The 15,903-nt window shown below is 58.8% G+C and carries 11 protein-coding genes and 3 pseudogenes; 7 read left to right on the top strand and 7 right to left on the bottom strand.

Translation table 11 applies throughout. From position 1 onward, the window contains the following. Window positions 1-132, top strand: a pseudogene (locus FSO04_RS49115) (glycine zipper 2TM domain-containing protein); the annotation flags it as partial. A 323-nt stretch (window positions 133-455) separates the two neighbouring features. Here the strand turns inward: FSO04_RS49115 and FSO04_RS42595 are convergent. From FSO04_RS42595 to istA, 5 genes and pseudogenes are all read right to left on the bottom strand, one after another. Then, window positions 456-707 carry a hypothetical protein gene (locus tag FSO04_RS42595; RefSeq protein WP_154567357.1) on the bottom strand — a complete coding sequence of 84 codons (252 nt, stop codon included), beginning with the start codon at window positions 705-707 and terminating at the stop codon, window positions 456-458. Window positions 708-1,702: 995 nt separating this feature from the next. Next, entirely contained in the window at window positions 1,703-2,296 is a 594-nt protein-coding gene (locus FSO04_RS42590; protein WP_154567356.1) for an acyl-homoserine-lactone synthase, read from the bottom strand. A 623-nt stretch (window positions 2,297-2,919) separates the two neighbouring features. Beyond that, window positions 2,920-3,498, bottom strand: a complete 579-nt coding sequence (locus FSO04_RS42585) for an AraC family transcriptional regulator (protein ID WP_325063556.1) — start codon at window positions 3,496-3,498, stop codon at window positions 2,920-2,922. A gap of 326 nt (window positions 3,499-3,824) precedes the next feature. Next, window positions 3,825-4,694: an IS21-like element helper ATPase IstB gene (gene istB, locus FSO04_RS42580; protein ID WP_154567355.1), complete on the bottom strand. Its 870-nt coding sequence runs from the start codon at window positions 4,692-4,694 to the stop codon at window positions 3,825-3,827. A gap of 8 nt (window positions 4,695-4,702) precedes the next feature. Further along, window positions 4,703-6,225 (bottom strand): annotated as a pseudogene (istA, locus tag FSO04_RS42575) (IS21 family transposase). 234 nt (window positions 6,226-6,459) lie between these two features. Between istA and FSO04_RS42570 the strand changes: the two are divergent. Next, window positions 6,460-7,665 carry an MFS transporter gene (locus FSO04_RS42570; protein WP_154567354.1) on the top strand — a complete coding sequence of 402 codons (1,206 nt, stop codon included), beginning with the start codon at window positions 6,460-6,462 and terminating at the stop codon, window positions 7,663-7,665. Window positions 7,666-7,752: 87 nt separating this feature from the next. On the opposite strand, the gene FSO04_RS42565 is transcribed toward FSO04_RS42570, so the two are convergent. Next, entirely contained in the window at window positions 7,753-8,481 is a 729-nt protein-coding gene (locus tag FSO04_RS42565; RefSeq protein ID WP_166618375.1) for a helix-turn-helix transcriptional regulator, read from the bottom strand. Between the two features lie 516 nt (window positions 8,482-8,997). Further along, entirely contained in the window at window positions 8,998-9,786 is a 789-nt protein-coding gene (locus FSO04_RS42560; protein ID WP_233465330.1) for a transposase, read from the bottom strand. A gap of 832 nt (window positions 9,787-10,618) precedes the next feature. Between FSO04_RS42560 and FSO04_RS42555 the strand changes: the two genes are divergently transcribed. The 5 genes and pseudogenes from FSO04_RS42555 (at window position 10,619) to FSO04_RS42535 (ending at window position 14,762) form a co-directional block, all read left to right on the top strand. After that, entirely contained in the window at window positions 10,619-10,828 is a 210-nt protein-coding gene (locus tag FSO04_RS42555) for a hypothetical protein (protein WP_154567352.1), read from the top strand. Window positions 10,829-10,941: 113 nt separating this feature from the next. Beyond that, the gene (locus FSO04_RS42550) at window positions 10,942-11,685 is read left to right on the top strand and encodes an EAL domain-containing protein (RefSeq protein ID WP_199203110.1); all 744 of its coding nucleotides are present in this window, start codon (window positions 10,942-10,944) and stop codon (window positions 11,683-11,685) included. 71 nt (window positions 11,686-11,756) lie between these two features. After that, window positions 11,757-12,740 (top strand): annotated as a pseudogene (locus FSO04_RS48930) (EAL domain-containing protein); the annotation flags it as partial. Window positions 12,741-12,759: 19 nt separating this feature from the next. After that, window positions 12,760-13,272, top strand: a complete 513-nt coding sequence (locus tag FSO04_RS42540) for an EAL domain-containing protein (protein ID WP_166618373.1) — start codon at window positions 12,760-12,762, stop codon at window positions 13,270-13,272. Window positions 13,273-13,352: 80 nt separating this feature from the next. Further along, window positions 13,353-14,762, top strand: a complete 1,410-nt coding sequence (locus FSO04_RS42535; RefSeq protein ID WP_154567358.1) for an aminotransferase-like domain-containing protein — start codon at window positions 13,353-13,355, stop codon at window positions 14,760-14,762. Window positions 14,763-15,903 lie beyond the last annotated feature (1,141 nt).

Raw genomic sequence — 15,903 nt, 5'->3', positions numbered from 1 at the left:
GCCCCGAGCGCGTATCGAATCGTTGTTCAACTCAATGACGGATCGTCACGCTCCTTCGACGTGCCCTCACCCGGCGATCTCCGTCCGGGCGACCGCGTGCGGATTGACGGAAACCGGCTGGACCGTTCCTGATCGACCTGCTTGCCGGTATGGCCGGAGCCTGTGCTTCGCCGAGTTTTTTCACTGGCTGGCCAGTAGTTCCGACGCAGCATGCGCCGGCCTGTATTTCCGGACCGCCTTCGCGACGTCGGCGCCAAACGGCACTGGTTCATGCGTAGGGAAATAAAAAAGAGGCGGCCACGCGGGCCGCCTGAACACACACGCCGCGCCGAGGTCGCCGCAGCGTACCGTACCCGAAAATCTTTCGAAAACATCCAGCCGCATGTCCTCACGAAATACCGAAAGCTGGGCAGCGTCCTGAAAACATCTGGAAGACCAATCCCGCCAACGGCCGATCACGCCTCGGGCGTGTGCGTGATCGACGCCTTCATCGGAAACATCGAGTCGTTCAACGTGGCGACGACGTTTTGAAGGCGCACGGCGGAAAGGTCGGCGAACTCGAGCGTGAGCGACTCTGCGCCGCACTGGGCGTCAACATCCGCAGTCCATGCGCAAACTTCAGCTGCGCACTCCTGCAAACTTTGCCATATGGCAATGACGTGCAGCGTGCCGACGGCCGCGCTAACGGTTAGGCGTTGTGTCGTCATGATTGGCCATCATCTCTGTTGTCTCTCGACCAGACAGACCGCACCGGCCTAGCGTCAGACGCGATGTGGGCGAGCGGAAAGAGTATCCAGGCTCCGTGACAAAATCAATTCAGGAAGACCGACCATAGCGTTGGAAATCCCGATGTCCTGATACCGCGAGGGGGCGGGCTTCAGCAATGACCGAGGCGTACACGAGCCGGTCACATATCGGCACCTGTTCGGCGGCCCTCACGCAGGTACTGTTGATGTTCGTTAATTCTGCTAGCCATGTTCAAAGCTTGCGCTAACGAAAGGAAGCTCGCTGCCCGCTCCCAATAAGGCTGAAAGGGCGGATGTCTGTTTTTGCCGCCGTTGCGTTTCGGCAACGGGCGAACAGCTGCGTGTCCGCCAATTTTGCTAGCGCGTTCAACGTGTCCTTTGATTCCGCTAATGCGGATGTCGAGCTACGCAACAGGTGAGCAGGGGTAAGGCCGCGGCGGGCGTAAATATCAACAGTCGTTCCTGCGATCATACGATACCGCTGGCCTCGGGGCGCAGACGAAAAGCGGCGTACTGTAGGGCACTTTAGGTGTTGCTCGGCGGTCTTCTACATTCCGCAGGTGGATGTCCGAAACCGCACTCTCGCACTGCGCTTCATCGTCCGTGCCGAACAGTGAGTGCGCGCCGAGCGTCGACAGGTGCGCTAGCGGAAATAGCGGACATCCATTAGCGCCTCCGTGGACATGGTTGGCGGAATTAACGAACTTCAACAAATGCACAGAGTCCCCGCGCGTCCCGATGCCGCGTGGCGACCTGCCATCGAGCCGGTCTTCTTTCGGCGTCGAGCGCGATGCCGGTCTGCAATTCGGCATCGCGCATGAAGAGCCCCGGCGTCCGGCTGGCCGGCCCGCGCGCGTGAGACGCACGCTATCCGCGGATCAACGAACATCGGGGTCTCTGCCGTCGCCTCGTTGCCGCCCTGGCCCGTCGTCATTTCGTACGCATTCAAATGCTCGCTACGCGGCGATCTCCATCTCTCCGAAGAGCGCGTTGTGGGTCTGCTCGCCCAGCACGACCGTCAAGGCCACCGTGTTTTCCTTGCCGATACGCATCGGCGGCCCGATACGGTGAATTTCGATGCCTGTGCGGCTGAGCAGACGTTCCACCGCGGTCGTGGTCACCGTCACATAGCGGCTCAGTCCGCGCCGTTCGCCGAACGCGATAATCTCGCGTATCGCCTGCATCGCGAAACTGGTGAATCCAAAACCCTGCTCCACGCCGCCGGACGCGACGGCAAAGCGGCTTAACTCCCACACGTCGGGTGCCTCAGGCGCGGTCTGTCCGTATAGCAGTTCAGGAAACGTATTTTTCAACATATACGGCCCTTGCGTGGGCAACAGACGCCAGCATCCCCTGACCTGCAAATCCTGACCGCGAATGAGCATGTAATAAGGCAAGAGGCCATCATAGCCATCGACCTCCATATCGCTGACTGTCGATACTTCCCAGCCCATTCGCTCGCGAAAAACCTGGGCTCGAAAGCGGTACATGTCGGTCAGATCAGAAATATCGAATTCGCGCTGCGAGGCAATCCGGATTCCAGAAAACATTTTTATCTCCAATTCGTAAATTGAAACGTTGCCCAACGCCAATTACGATACATCGTTATTATTTTAATAAAACTATCAGGAGATACGGTTGAATAACATTCATTTTATCGCGATAATTATTTGTTTTGCCTGGCGTTTGTGAAGGCAGTTGTCGCGTGAACCTGCCGCGCACGGTGCGCCGTGGATGTGGGTCGTTGCGGGCTTGCGCGCGAACGCGACGCCGACCCTTTGCTGACGCTTTCAGTGCCCGGTGGAACGTAGATCCGTAGGCCAGATGGCCGGGCGCCAGACGCGTGGCCAGCGTACGGCCGTCCCTGCGGCGACTCGCGCCGGCAACGCAGGGCTTCATCGTGACCCGGGCTGCCGCTCAGTCTTCGTTGCCCGGATCGCTGCGACTTTCTTTCGCAGGTCCTGCATCGCCTCCATGGCCTCTTATAAATCAGTAATACCAACTTAATCGGGAAATGACCGTATGCAATGTTAGACCAGGTTTTAAAAATGAAGAAGCTTGAAATAAAACCGAATCGATGTGCGATTTATCGCGAATTCGCGAATCCCGAATTGCAACCGGCGAAATGGAAAGCATTGGGCAATGACTGGTGCGCAACCGGTACAGTGGAGATCTACGAGTCGTCCGAACGAGTCAGTTCGGCGAAATAGCGTGCGGGAGGCGTTCCAGCAGCCTTTTTGAACATCATGATGAAGGCGGTAACGGATTCGTAGCCCAGGTGTCCGGCAACACGCTGCACCGGTTGGCCTGCCGCAAGCTGGCTCATCGCTACGATCAGGTGCAGTTGCTGGCGCCAACGGCCGAACGTCAGGCCGGTTTCCCGCTGAACGAGCCGCGCGACGGAACGTTCGCTCATCGCTACGAGCTTGCCCCATTCCGCGAGCGTCCTCCGGTCCGCTGGATTATCGGGGAGCATCTTCGCGATCCTGCTCATCCGCGGCTCACTCGACGTGGGCACATACAGCCATTCCACCGGCATCTTCGTCAGTTCTTCGAGAAGCACGAATGCTTTGCGTCCGGTCGGGCTATCGGGATCATAAGCCGAACGGTGGTCGGCCATGTCCAGAATGAGCTCCCGTACGAGGGGTGAGATCGACAGCGTGCAGCATTGATCCGGTAGTTGCACGCTGCCCGGCTGCACAAACAGATAACAGATGCGCGCATTCGCGGTGGCACGAACGCTGTGCGGCATTTGCCCCGGGGATCCACACAGCGCACCGGGGAGGAACCATCCATACGGCGCGGGATACCTCGCAGGTGACGCCGCCCTTCAACGCAACGACCAACTGTCCCTGGCGGTGCCGGTGCACGGGCACCTCGCTGCGCTGGTCCGCAGTGTTCACCCGCATACCGACCACGGAACCACGTAGTCCGGTTTCGTCGAAGTTTGCCAGTGAGGCTGCGAGCGCAAGCGCCATTTAATCGGATTGACTGGATTTAGATATTCGCTGCCATGTTAGCTAAATTCATGTCCCGAGCCCAGCGCTAACCTTTGTGGCCTGTCTTACGTACCAGGTGTCACCTTTCGGCGTAATGGCGCCGGGCATTTTCGCCGTAATGACGCCACTGGAAACGGGCAATTCGAGGGCTCGAACGGGGATCAAGGTTGCTTGATTTTGCCTCCTTTTGCAAGCTCGGTTCTGAGTGTTTCGACGCCCGGTTTTGTCCGCGATAGCTCTCGCCGTCGAGGACGATTTTGTGAGCGCCATGACGCAAGCGGTCGAGTGTTGCCGCGCCGATCATCTTGTTACCTGGGAATGCTTCCCCCCATTCGGGAAAGTCCAAATTCGAAGTTAAAATCGTTGCTGCGCGCTCATAACGCTCGGCGATCAGGTCGTGGAAGTCTTCATCGTCTGGCGAACGCAGCGGCTTTAGACCAAAGTCGTCAATGATCAGAAGTGGAAGCTTGGCGAGATACTGGAAACGACGGTCGTAAGTGCCCACGGCTGCCGCGCTGCGCAGGCTTGCTAATAATTGGCTTTGTGTTGAGAGCAGCACATCGTGTCCTTGCCGAGCTGCAGCGTGTCCGAGGGCTTGCGCAAGATGGCTTTTCCCCGTTCCGCAAGGCCCGGCAATCAGGACCGCCACCTTCTCGTCAATAAATCGGCACGTGGCGAGATCATGGATAGCGGCTCGATTCAGCCCTGGTAGCCGGTCGAAGTCGAATCCTTCGAGGGTCTTCTGGCTACGGAAGTTGGCGCGTCTCATGCGTAGGCTGAGCTTTTTGTTATCGCGCCGGGCTACTTCGTCATGAATGAGCAGCGAAAGGAATTCGGTGAAGGCAAGCTTGCGATCGATGGCCTCGCGGTTTCGCGCTTCCAGCGAATCGAGGATGCCGGACAAGCGCAGCTGTTTAAGCAGTGGAGTCAGTTCAGGAATGGGATGCATGGCCGGCTTTATTGGAGAATGGTTTGTGTGTTGCGGCAGAAACGGCCCCCTTCGGTGTAGGTGCTCGCCAGCGCATCAAAGGCGTTTAACAGCGTCAGTTGATCCAATCCCTTTTGCAGGATGGTTTTAACTGCCGTGTAGTGCGGCGTGCCGTAGTGGTTGGCGCGCGAGCAGGCAGCTTCAAGGCGGACTGCTCCGTATTTCTGTTTGAGCCGCAAAACGCCTTGCACCGAGCGCATCTTGATTAAGACTTTGTCGCCGAAGAGCGCCTGAACGAGGGCATAGCAGGCAGGCCCGATCTGCTCAGCAGTTGCCAGGCACCACTGGGTGTCCTGCAATTGCCACGCTTGGGCAGCGGAGGGCAAGTGATCGTCTACCGTGCGACGGCCGCCCGCGCGAGTAAGACGGACGTGGGCTGCGACCGAGTCCTGCCCGCGATACAGCGTCACCATGGTGTCGGTCGCCTTGAGCCACAGTTCCTGGCCGACCAGCCTATACGGGACCGAGTAAAAACTCTGCTCGAACTGGACATGAGCGTCGCGGTGCACCTTGGCCTTCGCCCATACTGCGAGCTCCGGCGGCACGTCCGGCAAGCTGATCAGCAGGCTTCGTTCGACTTCCGCGAAGCGCTTGAGCGGCATCTCGCGAGTCGTACCGTGAATGCGGTTGCCGGCTTCGTTAATTACCCACGCGTGTACTTGGCGATTGGCGTCAGCCAAGCCACGAAACTCGCGTAAGGGCAAGAAGCCTCGCTTCACAAATTTGACGCCCGATTCCACGATTCCTTTTTTTGCGGATCCCTTGGCGGACAAGCATCAATCTTGAAACCGTATCCTTCTGCGCACTCGCCGTATGCGCGCTGCACCTCGGGCTCGTAATAGCACGCGCGCGTGATTGCACATTTACAATTGTCGATGATGACCCGAGCCGGCACACCACCAAATGCCTCGAAGGCGCGCCGGTGACATCCCAGCCAGGTCGCTAGCGTTTGGTCTCGGACAAACTCAACATATTGGTGGCGCGACCAGGCCAGGGTCATGACGAAGAACCATGTCTTGTGGATCTCGCCGATGAGCGCGTCGGTCATCATCGGACCGGCGCCGAAATCAACCTGTGCCGCTTCGGCCGGCTTGAATTCCAGGCGCAGCGGCACGTCGGGCGTGTGCGATGCGTCTATATGCAGAAGGAAACGATAGACCCACGAATAGCTGCCGCCGTATCCGTGGTTGCGAACGAGCGTGGCGTGGATCGTCGTGCATTGAACTCCGGTTGCCCGCCGCTTGGTGATCTGATCCCGCCACGGTTCCAAAGTTGAGACGCAACTCGATGGTAGCGGTGCCTCTTTGCGATCCAGGAAAGCGGCCATTACGTGTTCGTCGGGTAAGGCCGCTTCACGCGCCAACCATCCATTCTTGGCGGCAATCTCCCGCACCTGCGCAATCTTCTTGCGCCCCATGGTCTTCGATCGTGCGATATCCCGGTCAGAGTCGCCTCGGCGCATGCGCACCAGGATCTGTCGGTATTGGTACATCTCGAACCTCCGATTGGCCACGGCCTCTCCCGGCAAAAGGCCGGGAGTCTAGCCGATCAATGAAGTTCGAACCCTCGCTGCTCGTCATCTGGGTGGCGCCATTACGCCGAAAAACTACTGGCGCCTTTACGCCGAAAACGCCGTGGCTCCATTACGCCGGAAATCCGGCGGCGCCATTACGCCGAAAACGAAATGGCGCCTATATGCCGGAAATTCACACCAGGGAACCAGCGAATGAATCATCGTTACGCAGCCCTTACGGTTGCCCGACCAGCCTTGCTTGTCGTCGGGCTGCTTCTGATCGCCGCCAATCTGCGCGCCCCGGTGACGGATGTCGCGCCGGTGCTGCAAACGCTCGAGTCCGTGTTCACGCTCTCCCCGGCACAGGCGGGGCTTCTGACGACACTGCCGCTGCTTGCATTCGGCATCATCTCGCCGTTCGCCGTGATTTTCGCCAAAGAGTACGGCCTCGAGCACTCGCTGTTCGGAGCGTTGCTGCTCATTGCAGGTGGAGTGGCCGTGCGCTCACTCGGAAACGCGTGGTGCCTGTTTCTGGGTACCACCCTCATCGGCTGCGGGATAGCCGTGGACAACGTGCTGCTTCCAAGCCTCGTCAAGCGCGACTTTCCTGCGAAGGTAGCCACCATGACGGGCATGTGCGCGATCGCCATGGGCGCAGCCGCCGCGGTTGCCTCGGCGAGCGCTGTTCCACTCAGCAATGCGTTTGGATGGAAGACGACGCTCGGCGCAACGCTGCTGCTCCCGCTGGTCGCCCTCGCGGTCTGGAGCAGCCAGCTGAGCAGCCACACTGTGCCGGCGAAGGGAACCGCGACGCCTCCTCATGGCGGACGAGTGTGGAGGTCCGCGTTAGCGTGGCAGGTGACTCTCTTCATGGGGATCAACTCGCTGCTGTATTACGTGCTGATTGCGTGGCTGCCCTCGATGCTCACGTCGGCTGGACTCTCCCGTTCCGCGGCAGGTTCGCTTCACGGCATGATGCAACTCGCGTCAGCCATTCCGGGGGTGCTGCTCGGGCCGGTGGTCGGCCGCATGAAGGATCAGAAAGGGGTTGCCGTGGCCACTGGCGCGCTGATGGGTATTGCCCTCGTCGGGCTTTGCGTCGCTCCCGCATGGGCAACGTTATGGGCGTTCTGCTTTGGCCTCGGATCGGGAGGCGCCGTGTTGCTGGCGCTGATCTTCATGGGCCTGCGGGCCGGCAGTGCTCATCAGGCAGCGGCTCTCTCGGGCATGGCGCAATGCGTCGGATACCTGCTGGCCGCCGGCGGCCCAGCGCTCGCCGGCAGACTGCACGACCTCACCGGAAGCTGGACCGCTGTGTTGTATGCAGGAAGGGGACTGGCCAGTGTCATGGTGGTCTTCGGCTGCCTGGCCGGGCGTTCACGCACTATCGGAGAAGCACACGCCCCCTCCGACGCGTAAGCGGGCTGCGGATCGGGCGACGGATTCGTACCAGCCATCGCGCCGACGCGGTGCACTGAACCGCGCCGGCGCTCCACCGGATCCCCGTTACGCCTGGTCGAGCAACCCCATGCGCGCCGCCTTCAAAGAAGCAGCCGAGCGCGAATGAACTCCCAGCTTGGTGCGGATGTTGACGATATGAAAGTTGATGGTCGCCTCGGAGCAGTTCAGGATTCGCGCCATTTCCCATGTCGACTTTCCGCACGACATCCATTTCAGGCACTCTTTCTCGCGTCGCGTGAGTCTGGGGATGACTCTCTCGAGGTGATTGCCGAGAAACGGCTGTGCGCTCTCAAACGCCGTATCGCGAAGCAGGCTGAGCGACGCCATCCGCCGGTTGATACCGTTCCATACGCCTGTGCCTGGGGCATCGCTGGTTGCGAGGCAAAGCATCCCGGTCTCGTGTCGCGGGCCATGAATCGGCAGTACGATTCCGCTTTTCAAGCCATGCAGATAGGCCCCGCGGTACAGAGCCCGCTCGCCGTCGCTCCGGAACAGCGATTCGTCCCAAAGAAGAGGTTTCGACTCCGAAAATATGTGTCGGACGGTCGGATCGACCTGTGCGTATTTCTCGCGGTCATACACTTCCCGCCACTCGCACGGATAATTGCCTTTTACAAAGATATCCTCGAAGGGCAAGCCGGGCCGGGGCAAAATCGCAAACAGAGTGTATTCAAACCCTTGTTCGCGGCCCAGATCGCCAAGGGTTTCGGACCACGTTGCCTCGTCCTGCGCCTCCGATAGAACGGAGGAAGATTCAAGCAGATCGCAAAACATTTGACCCCCATTCCCGGATTGACCAGCCGCGGCACCTGCGCCGCACGGCGCGTATGCTGACAGACACGACGCGTGTTCATCGCAAAACATCATCATATGATATGTTGTTACCAACTGTATCGTTTTGCAAGTAAACGCTGCGCCCCAAGGGTGCCTGCCCAGCCGCATGACGCACAGCTTGAGACAGTCATCGTTTTTATCGCGTGATCGAGATGCGGCCGGCCATCGGCGCGGTGCGCAGGCGCATCAGTCCGACTGGCAGTTCCCACGTAAAGGTTTGGGGCAATATCCGCAAGCTTTGCATTCACACCACCTACAGAATTTCAGTGCGCGCTCGGGCAGTGCGCCAGCGCTCCGCGAACCGGCGGCAGACAAGACCATTGCCGGCTACCGTCCAATGCGCGGATGTACATTAGCAGGCGCACGCTGTGCGTTCAACCGTCCGTTTAAAACCTATACAAGTAGAGAGGGTAGCGCCTCCGCACCGCAATGCTCTCAACTTAAGCCCCCAGACCATCAAGCGAGTTTGTACGCGAGATGGAAGTGGGGCTTGGCTTTTCTGGGTGGCCTTGGATAAGAGCGCGAGGGCTGTATCCGGCATCGGGTCTGGTAGATCACAGCCAGCACACCGACAAGGCTGTGCAGACAGCGCCGGACGCGCAGAAGGCACGCGCCGAGGATGGGCTTGAGCGCTCCCAGTGCGTACACCCGGTTAGGACGGCTGGCGCACTCCTCGTCGTGCGGCGCATCAAGATCGCTGAGCAGTGTGCAGAGGTTATCAGTGAGGATTTTTGCACCGAAGTCCTGCTGCAATGCCAGGTAGTCCAGCCCCGTGACGGCTTCCAGTCGCAGCCGGTGCTTGAGGCGCTTGAACGCTTCCTCGACCCGCCAGCGCTGATGATAGAGCGCGCCGAAGGACGCAGCCGGGTAACGCCGGCCGTCGAGCAGTGAAGTCATCAGTACACGCACGCGACCGCTCGGGGTGACGTCGCGGATCAGCCGCACGGTAGTCGGCGTACGCATCAGTTCATAGTCGTGGGCATCCTGCTCGCCGGGCGCCTCCAGCCTCACCACGCGCTCGGCCTCGCCGCTGCGGGCAAAGGCGGTGACGCATTTCCAGTTACGCGCATCGACGCGCATGCAGAACGGGATCTCGCGTTGCGCGAGTGCGGCGACCATCGCGTTGCCGATATAGCCGCGATCGAGCAGCAGCAGATCAGTACGCGGCTGCAGCACGTCCAGCGCTTCGAACAGCATCTGCCGCTCGGCGCCATCGGCCGGATGAAGCGCGGCGTGCAGCGTCAATTGGGGTAGTCGTGCGAATCGTGCAAAATCTGGCGGTATTAGGGTGAAGAACCGCTTGCAGCTGGGCTCGGCCGCTCTGCGACTTACTCGCATTCGGTGATTTTTGGAAGTTGTTGATCCACATGGATTTTCAGGATCAAACCGCCAGATTTGCCACGGAAAGTACGATCACCCCGTCTAGGCTGATCCGGTTTTCTAGCAGCAATCTGCATCTATTTTTTCTTGCGATTCACCGGCAAAGTAGACCGCGCAAGCGCGTGGCGCGACATGTCGCCAGGGTTGCGCTGTGTATCGGTGAAGATTTAAGGTGTTGAGCCGCGTCAAGAAGAAAGGCCGTACCCGCCTAGTGTCCTGAGTTAGAAGGTCCGCAATACAAAGTCTGCGCGATGGTAGCCGCCGGTGTTTCGTCGCAATGCCCCATAAGAATCGTCCCAAGGGCCAAACTCCCCGTGGCACAAGCGTCGTCGTAGCGCATGTAAAAGGGAGCAGCCGAATTCAACGGGAACGACGCTAAAGGAGAAGCCGATGGGCTAGCGGAGAAAAGTCTTCGCGTTTGCTGGTCGAAAAATAGGTTGCGCCGACTCCGGCTGTGCCGGTCCCGGGTAAGCCGATTTAGTCGCGCACGCTCGAATTAGCGACGCTATGTGCGCGTCGAGGCGTTGCGACCGACAGGCTCGCTTGAAATTTTTTTCTTTCGACACGATAAGGGGACTTGGCGGGTATTTCCGCCTGAGGGCGAACGTCCGGCGATGAGCGTGTCCTAGCATGCTAGGTAATTGGGGATCTGCGGGCCACTTGATGCCATACGATTCTATATCGATCAGAGTTCACTATGCTCGACAAATTCAACCAGCTCACGCCCGAGTATGTGCGGGACCTGGACGCGTGGACGCGCGCTTGGTTAGAGGAAGCTGCCGCAGCCGGCTTTATCCGCATGCCGTACCGCCTCGACGCCAAGACCGGAAAGCTTATTCAGGACTACTTTCTCGCCGGCCTGTGCCCCGCTGAAGCTGCTGAAGCTTGCTTCGGACGGAAGCACTGAAGGTTCCCCGTTCTCGCATCCTGATCACATATAGATCAGTACGCGAAATGTTTTCTATAAAGCCCCGAGTCCCGTCGTTATCGAGGGCTCCATCTGATTCGCCGGGTGTAAGAGTGCAAAACGCCACAATTGTTCGAGGACTTGAAGAGAAGATGGCTCGCATACAGGGTGCGCTGAAAGGAGACGAGCCTTCCATCGTTTACCAGCCAATCTACTGGCTGGAACCCCGTCGCATCGTGGGCTTGGAGTGCCTGTCGAGGTTCTCGGCCACGACGACCCGTACACCAAGCCAGTGGTTTGCCGATGCCGTCGAGGTTGGCATGGCCGTGCCGCTGGAGCTCAAGGCAATTCGCAAGGCACTTGAGGGGTTGCCGGCCGTTCCGGATTTTTTTCTAGCGGTCAATGCATCCACGGAAACAATCTTGAGTGGTGGCCTTGAGAATGTGCTCGCTGACATGGAGACCGATCGCATTGTCCTGGAAATCACGGAACATACCCGCGTCCCCGACTACAACAAACTGATCCGGGCGCTCGAACCGCTGCGACGCCGTTCAGTCCGGATTGCTGTGGATGATGTGGGTGCGGGCTTCCCCAACATGCGACACATCATCAGTCTTCATCCCGAGTTGATCAAGCTCGATTCGAGCTTGATTCGAAGCATCGATACCAATTCCAGCAGACGCGCGCTCGTGTCGGCGATGGTCTCGTTTGCCAAGGAGACTGGCAGCCAGATTGTCGCGGAGGGTGTCGAGACCGCCAACGAGATCAACGTATTGAAGGCGCTGGGCATCACAACTGCGCAGGGATATCTTCTCGCTCGGCCCGTGCGGCTTGCTATCGCGGCCCGCCTGCTCTGAAGTTCACAGTGGGGAACGCAGCGGCGAGACGCCCGACAAAGCCAAGCGCATCGCACGCATATAAAGGAAGAATGATTGCCGGAAGCCAGCAGCGTAACGGCGTGAGACCCGCTAGTAAACCATCTTTCCGCATGACAAAATTACTGTCTGTCATGCTTTTTCTACTCGCCGCATTGGAACCTCCCGCGCATGGGAGCATGAGCTCAGGTAGTGCAATCGATGACGTGGGGCGTCGGATCGCGGCCATTGCGCAAGGATTGTCGGATATGACTGTTCCGAAGCAGGTTGCGCGTCTGCAATTCGGCACCATCTGCGCGCTTCCCGTCATGCTGCCGGCACCCGCAACGCTGGCGGGCCCGGTCGCCGCCCCGATAGGACAGGCAGACGTTCGCCAACTGCATTGCATTTCAGTGCTCACCTCGTTGGATATTGGCGTCGGTGCGCTTGTCAGGATGGCCGACACAAGTGTTATGCGTGACGTGCCCCTAGCAGTGGGCCCTTCTATCGTCGCTCAGACCAGCATGCCGTTTAGCATGAGCGCGTCAGCCCCGGCGCCGGTTTTCGCAGCCGTTGCGGATGCTGCCCCCTCGGCGGCAAAGTTGCGCATGCCGGTCGAGTGCGGAGAGGGTCGCGCGTGTGTTGAGCGGGGCGTGTTTGTGCAGCACAGGGAGATATTCGCCTCCGAGCCGTCGTTGCGAGCGACCAGTACACCCTCTTTAGATCCCTTGACCGTGCGTTTCGGCGTCTTCGTGTTGCTCGGTCTGGGACTTCTTTGTCTGCTAGCCCTTGGAGGTCGGGCGCTCTACAGATGGCGATTTACGCCGGATGCAAGATTTGCTCGCGCAGCTCGACGAGGATTGAAGCGCGGAGAGTTTCGCCTCGAGTACCAGCCAGTGATCCGTATCCGCGCGGGCAAGTGCGCTGGCATCGAAGCGCTGCTTCGATGGGACAACCCTGCATTTGGTCTGCGCGGGCCAGCGCATTACATGAGTCGTCTCGAACAGACCAAAGTAATTGGCCCTCTGACTCGATTCATGCTTGCTACTGCAGCCAGCGATTTCGCAGCATCGGGCGTTGCAAAATCCGCATATCGAAGTGAAAGTCTCCGCCACTCACATGACCGCCGACAACTTCGTGTCAGACGTGCAGGATTCGGCCAAGGGAATATTGTCCCGTCTGTTTCTGGAAGTAACGGAGAACGATTGCGCGGGCGCCACGCCACGGGTGCTGGAATCGTTGGAAACCTTGAGGAAAGACGGCGTCCGATTTGCGCTCGCCGGTGCCGGTTTGGCTACGCTCAACTTCCGCTTGCTCAGGACGTTCAATTTCGAGCTGATCAAGATGGACAGGCAAGTGCTCACTCTTGACAGCGCCGAGCGCGTGTCACGCCTTGCGACGATGGCCGAAGTCGCTCGCGACGTAGGCGCCATGCTCGTGGCCGACGGAGTAGAAAGCGCAGCTCACCACCAAGCGCTCCGCACGTCTAGAACCGATCTTGGACAAAGTTTTTTCTACAGTCGCGCGCTGACCGTTGTCCGCCTAGAGGCATTCCTCGAGAGCGGTGGACCATCACGTCTTGCGGGGTGAATTCAGAGAGCGCGAGATGACGAATGAGGTGGTTCATTGCGTCGGCGCTAGCCAATCAAGACTTCGAAGGTATTCGAACCATGCGGTACAAGCAACTGGCGGTGGAAATCGCAGGGCTAATTCGGCGCGGAGATCTTGCCCCGGGGATGCGTCTCCCGTCTGTGCGTCAGGCGACCAAGGCGTATGGCGTAAGTCCGGCGACCGTCGCTCACGCATATCGTTCGCTGGAATTTCAGGGGCTGATTGAGACGCGCCCGCGTGCAGGGCATTTCGTCTCGGTGCAAGCGGGTCAGATATTGCCTGGATCGTCGTTTGTGAGAACGACCGAGGTTGCCCTTACGCCTGAGACAGACGATCTCTTATTTCACGTGCTCAGTTCGTCCAACGCATCCGGTATTGTGCCGCTTGGCGCCGCGTTTCCGAGTCCAGCGATGTTCCCATCGAATCAGTTGGATCGCTCACTCGCGTCGATCGCGCGGACAATGGGCGCTGAGGCAGCGTTCACAGAACTGTCTTCAGGTAACGAAGGTTTACGTCGTCAAATCGGCCGTCGCTATATGGCTGCGGGGATGGCGGTTCCGACAGATGAAGTTGTCGTGACGGGCGGAGCACTGGAAGCGCTATCGCTTTGTTTGCAGACTATAACCAGCCCTGGCGATGTCGTCGCAATCCGGACACCCACGTTCTACGGGGCGCTTCAGGCACTCGACAGAATGCGCCTCAAGGCCGTTGAGATACCTATGCATCCGAGTGACGGACTCGACGTTTCACTGCTTGCCGATGCACTTAAACGGCATCCAATCCGCGCGTGCTGGTTCATGACGTCTTTTCAGAACCCTACCGGCGCCTCCATGCCGGACACGACCAAGGAAGCGCTGGTTGCGCTGCTAGCTGCTCATGACGTGCCGCTGATCGAAGATGATGTATACGCTGAACTATATTTCGGGGCGTCGCCTGTGCGGCCGGCTAAGTCATTTGATCGGAAGGGACTGGTGCTCCATTGCGGCTCCTTCTCAAAGAGCCTCGCACCCGGCTACCGCGTCGGCTGGGTCGCGGCGGGACGCTTCACGCAGCAGATCGCGCGGGCGAAGTCGATGACCAACATATCAACCTCCGTGCCTGCGCAATTAGCAATCGCCGATTATCTCCAGTCTCGCAGCTATGATCGCCATCTGCGCCAATTCCGGCAGAATCTTGCCGCCCAGCAAGACAACATGGTGGATGCCATTGAGAGATTCTTTCCGTCTGGAACGCACGTTTCACGCCCGAAGGGAGGGTATTTTCTCTGGTTGGAGTTACCTGTACAGGTCGATTCGGTGCGCCTGTTTGAGCTGTCGCGTAAGCAGGGCATCAGCATTGCACCCGGCCCGATCTTTTCGGGGAGTGGTGGGTATAGGAATTGTATCCGCTTGAACTACGGTCACCCTTGGACACACGAGATCGAGCGAGGTGTGGAAACGGTCGGGTCGCTGGCGCATTCCCTCTGCTGACGCTTGTCGGCTACGCGAACCTCAGCTTGAATGACGCTCATGTTTGCCAACGGCTTGTTTCGGTACCCGGTCGTTCTCGCTCGCGGCCAACGACAGCGTGCCCCGCGAGCTCGATGACGTAATTTCACCAGCGAACATTTGGTTTCCCAGGCCCCCATACAGACATGCGGTTGCGAGAGATGAAGATTGCCATGGAGCGATACGGCACGTTGAACCTATTGGTGTTGCCCGGTACCGCGGACGTTTAGGGACCTTGGGAACCGCGCGAATAGTCTCTGTTAGCACCGCCCACTCGCAATATCGGATGTAGCTGTCCACAATTGCCGCTAGCCGTGTTCACGGGAATGCTAGCGGCTAAGACGTCGAATGCCTTGCTGCGTAAGGGATAGTTTCGCAATCGCCGCGATTCGATGCCTGTTGCGATGGTACAACAATCGTGATGAAACTTGTTCAGTAACTCTGAGAGCGCGGCTTCGGCGGTTCGGGATATCGAATCTCATGGCGGGTGTGATTCGAAAGATTCTTGCTCCAATCGGCAGTCGGTATCGAGGGGAGTGGCACATGTCGTCAGGAGCAGCACCTGTTTTTCGCGGATTGATTCAGGAACAAACTTTAATGCTTGTATGAAGGCCTATTCCAATCGGTACGCGTGGTAGCGTTCCGCGACGCCCCAACTGTGCGAAGCGCCCGCTTAAAGGAAAGCGGTGTTTTTACTTCAAGGGCCAGCGCGATGTTCGAAATGAATTGTCAGGCGTGTGCAAGACACGCTAGCGTTGTTAATGATCATGCTAGCGCCGCTATGAACACTGGCTAGCAGCGAATCTGAACTCCAACACTTTAAGGCCGAAATGGTGTTGTGAGATTTGCAGGAACCTGGCACATTAACGCAAGAATCCTGCATTTTTCGACGAGGTGCGGATGGGTCCGAAGACGCCTGTGCCGGAGGGTGGGGGGCGACAATGATTTCGTCCGGTCGTGTTGCCTCACGAAGGAATGTTACCCGCCGGATTGTTGTCGTTTCGCTTTCTTTCTTCTCTTCTTTCGTGGTTTGCCGGGCGCGGAGCGCCCGGCCCCCGGCGACTTTCAACTTTTCCGCAACTCACACTTCGGCTGGCGCATCAGCGGACTTTCGCAAGCCGCC

The sequence above is a fragment of the Paraburkholderia madseniana genome, from assembly GCF_009690905.1.
GTDB lineage: Bacteria > Pseudomonadota > Gammaproteobacteria > Burkholderiales > Burkholderiaceae > Paraburkholderia > Paraburkholderia madseniana.
This window is presented reverse-complemented; position numbering and strand designations above follow the sequence as displayed.

Coding starts and splice junctions, on each gene's coding strand:
- FSO04_RS42595 (WP_154567357.1), bottom strand. CDS start 707: ATGACGACACAACGCCTAACCGTTAGCGCGGCCGTCGGCACGCTGCAC.
- FSO04_RS42590 (WP_154567356.1), bottom strand. CDS start 2,296: ATGTTTTCTGGAATCCGGATTGCCTCGCAGCGCGAATTCGATATTTCT.
- FSO04_RS42585 (WP_325063556.1), bottom strand. CDS start 3,498: ATGCCGCACAGCGTTCGTGCCACCGCGAATGCGCGCATCTGTTATCTG.
- istB (WP_154567355.1), bottom strand. CDS start 4,694: ATGCATCCCATTCCTGAACTGACTCCACTGCTTAAACAGCTGCGCTTG.
- FSO04_RS42570 (WP_154567354.1), top strand. CDS start 6,460: ATGAATCATCGTTACGCAGCCCTTACGGTTGCCCGACCAGCCTTGCTT.
- FSO04_RS42565 (WP_166618375.1), bottom strand. CDS start 8,481: ATGTTTTGCGATCTGCTTGAATCTTCCTCCGTTCTATCGGAGGCGCAG.
- FSO04_RS42555 (WP_154567352.1), top strand. CDS start 10,619: ATGCTCGACAAATTCAACCAGCTCACGCCCGAGTATGTGCGGGACCTG.
- FSO04_RS42535 (WP_154567358.1), top strand. CDS start 13,353: ATGCGGTACAAGCAACTGGCGGTGGAAATCGCAGGGCTAATTCGGCGC.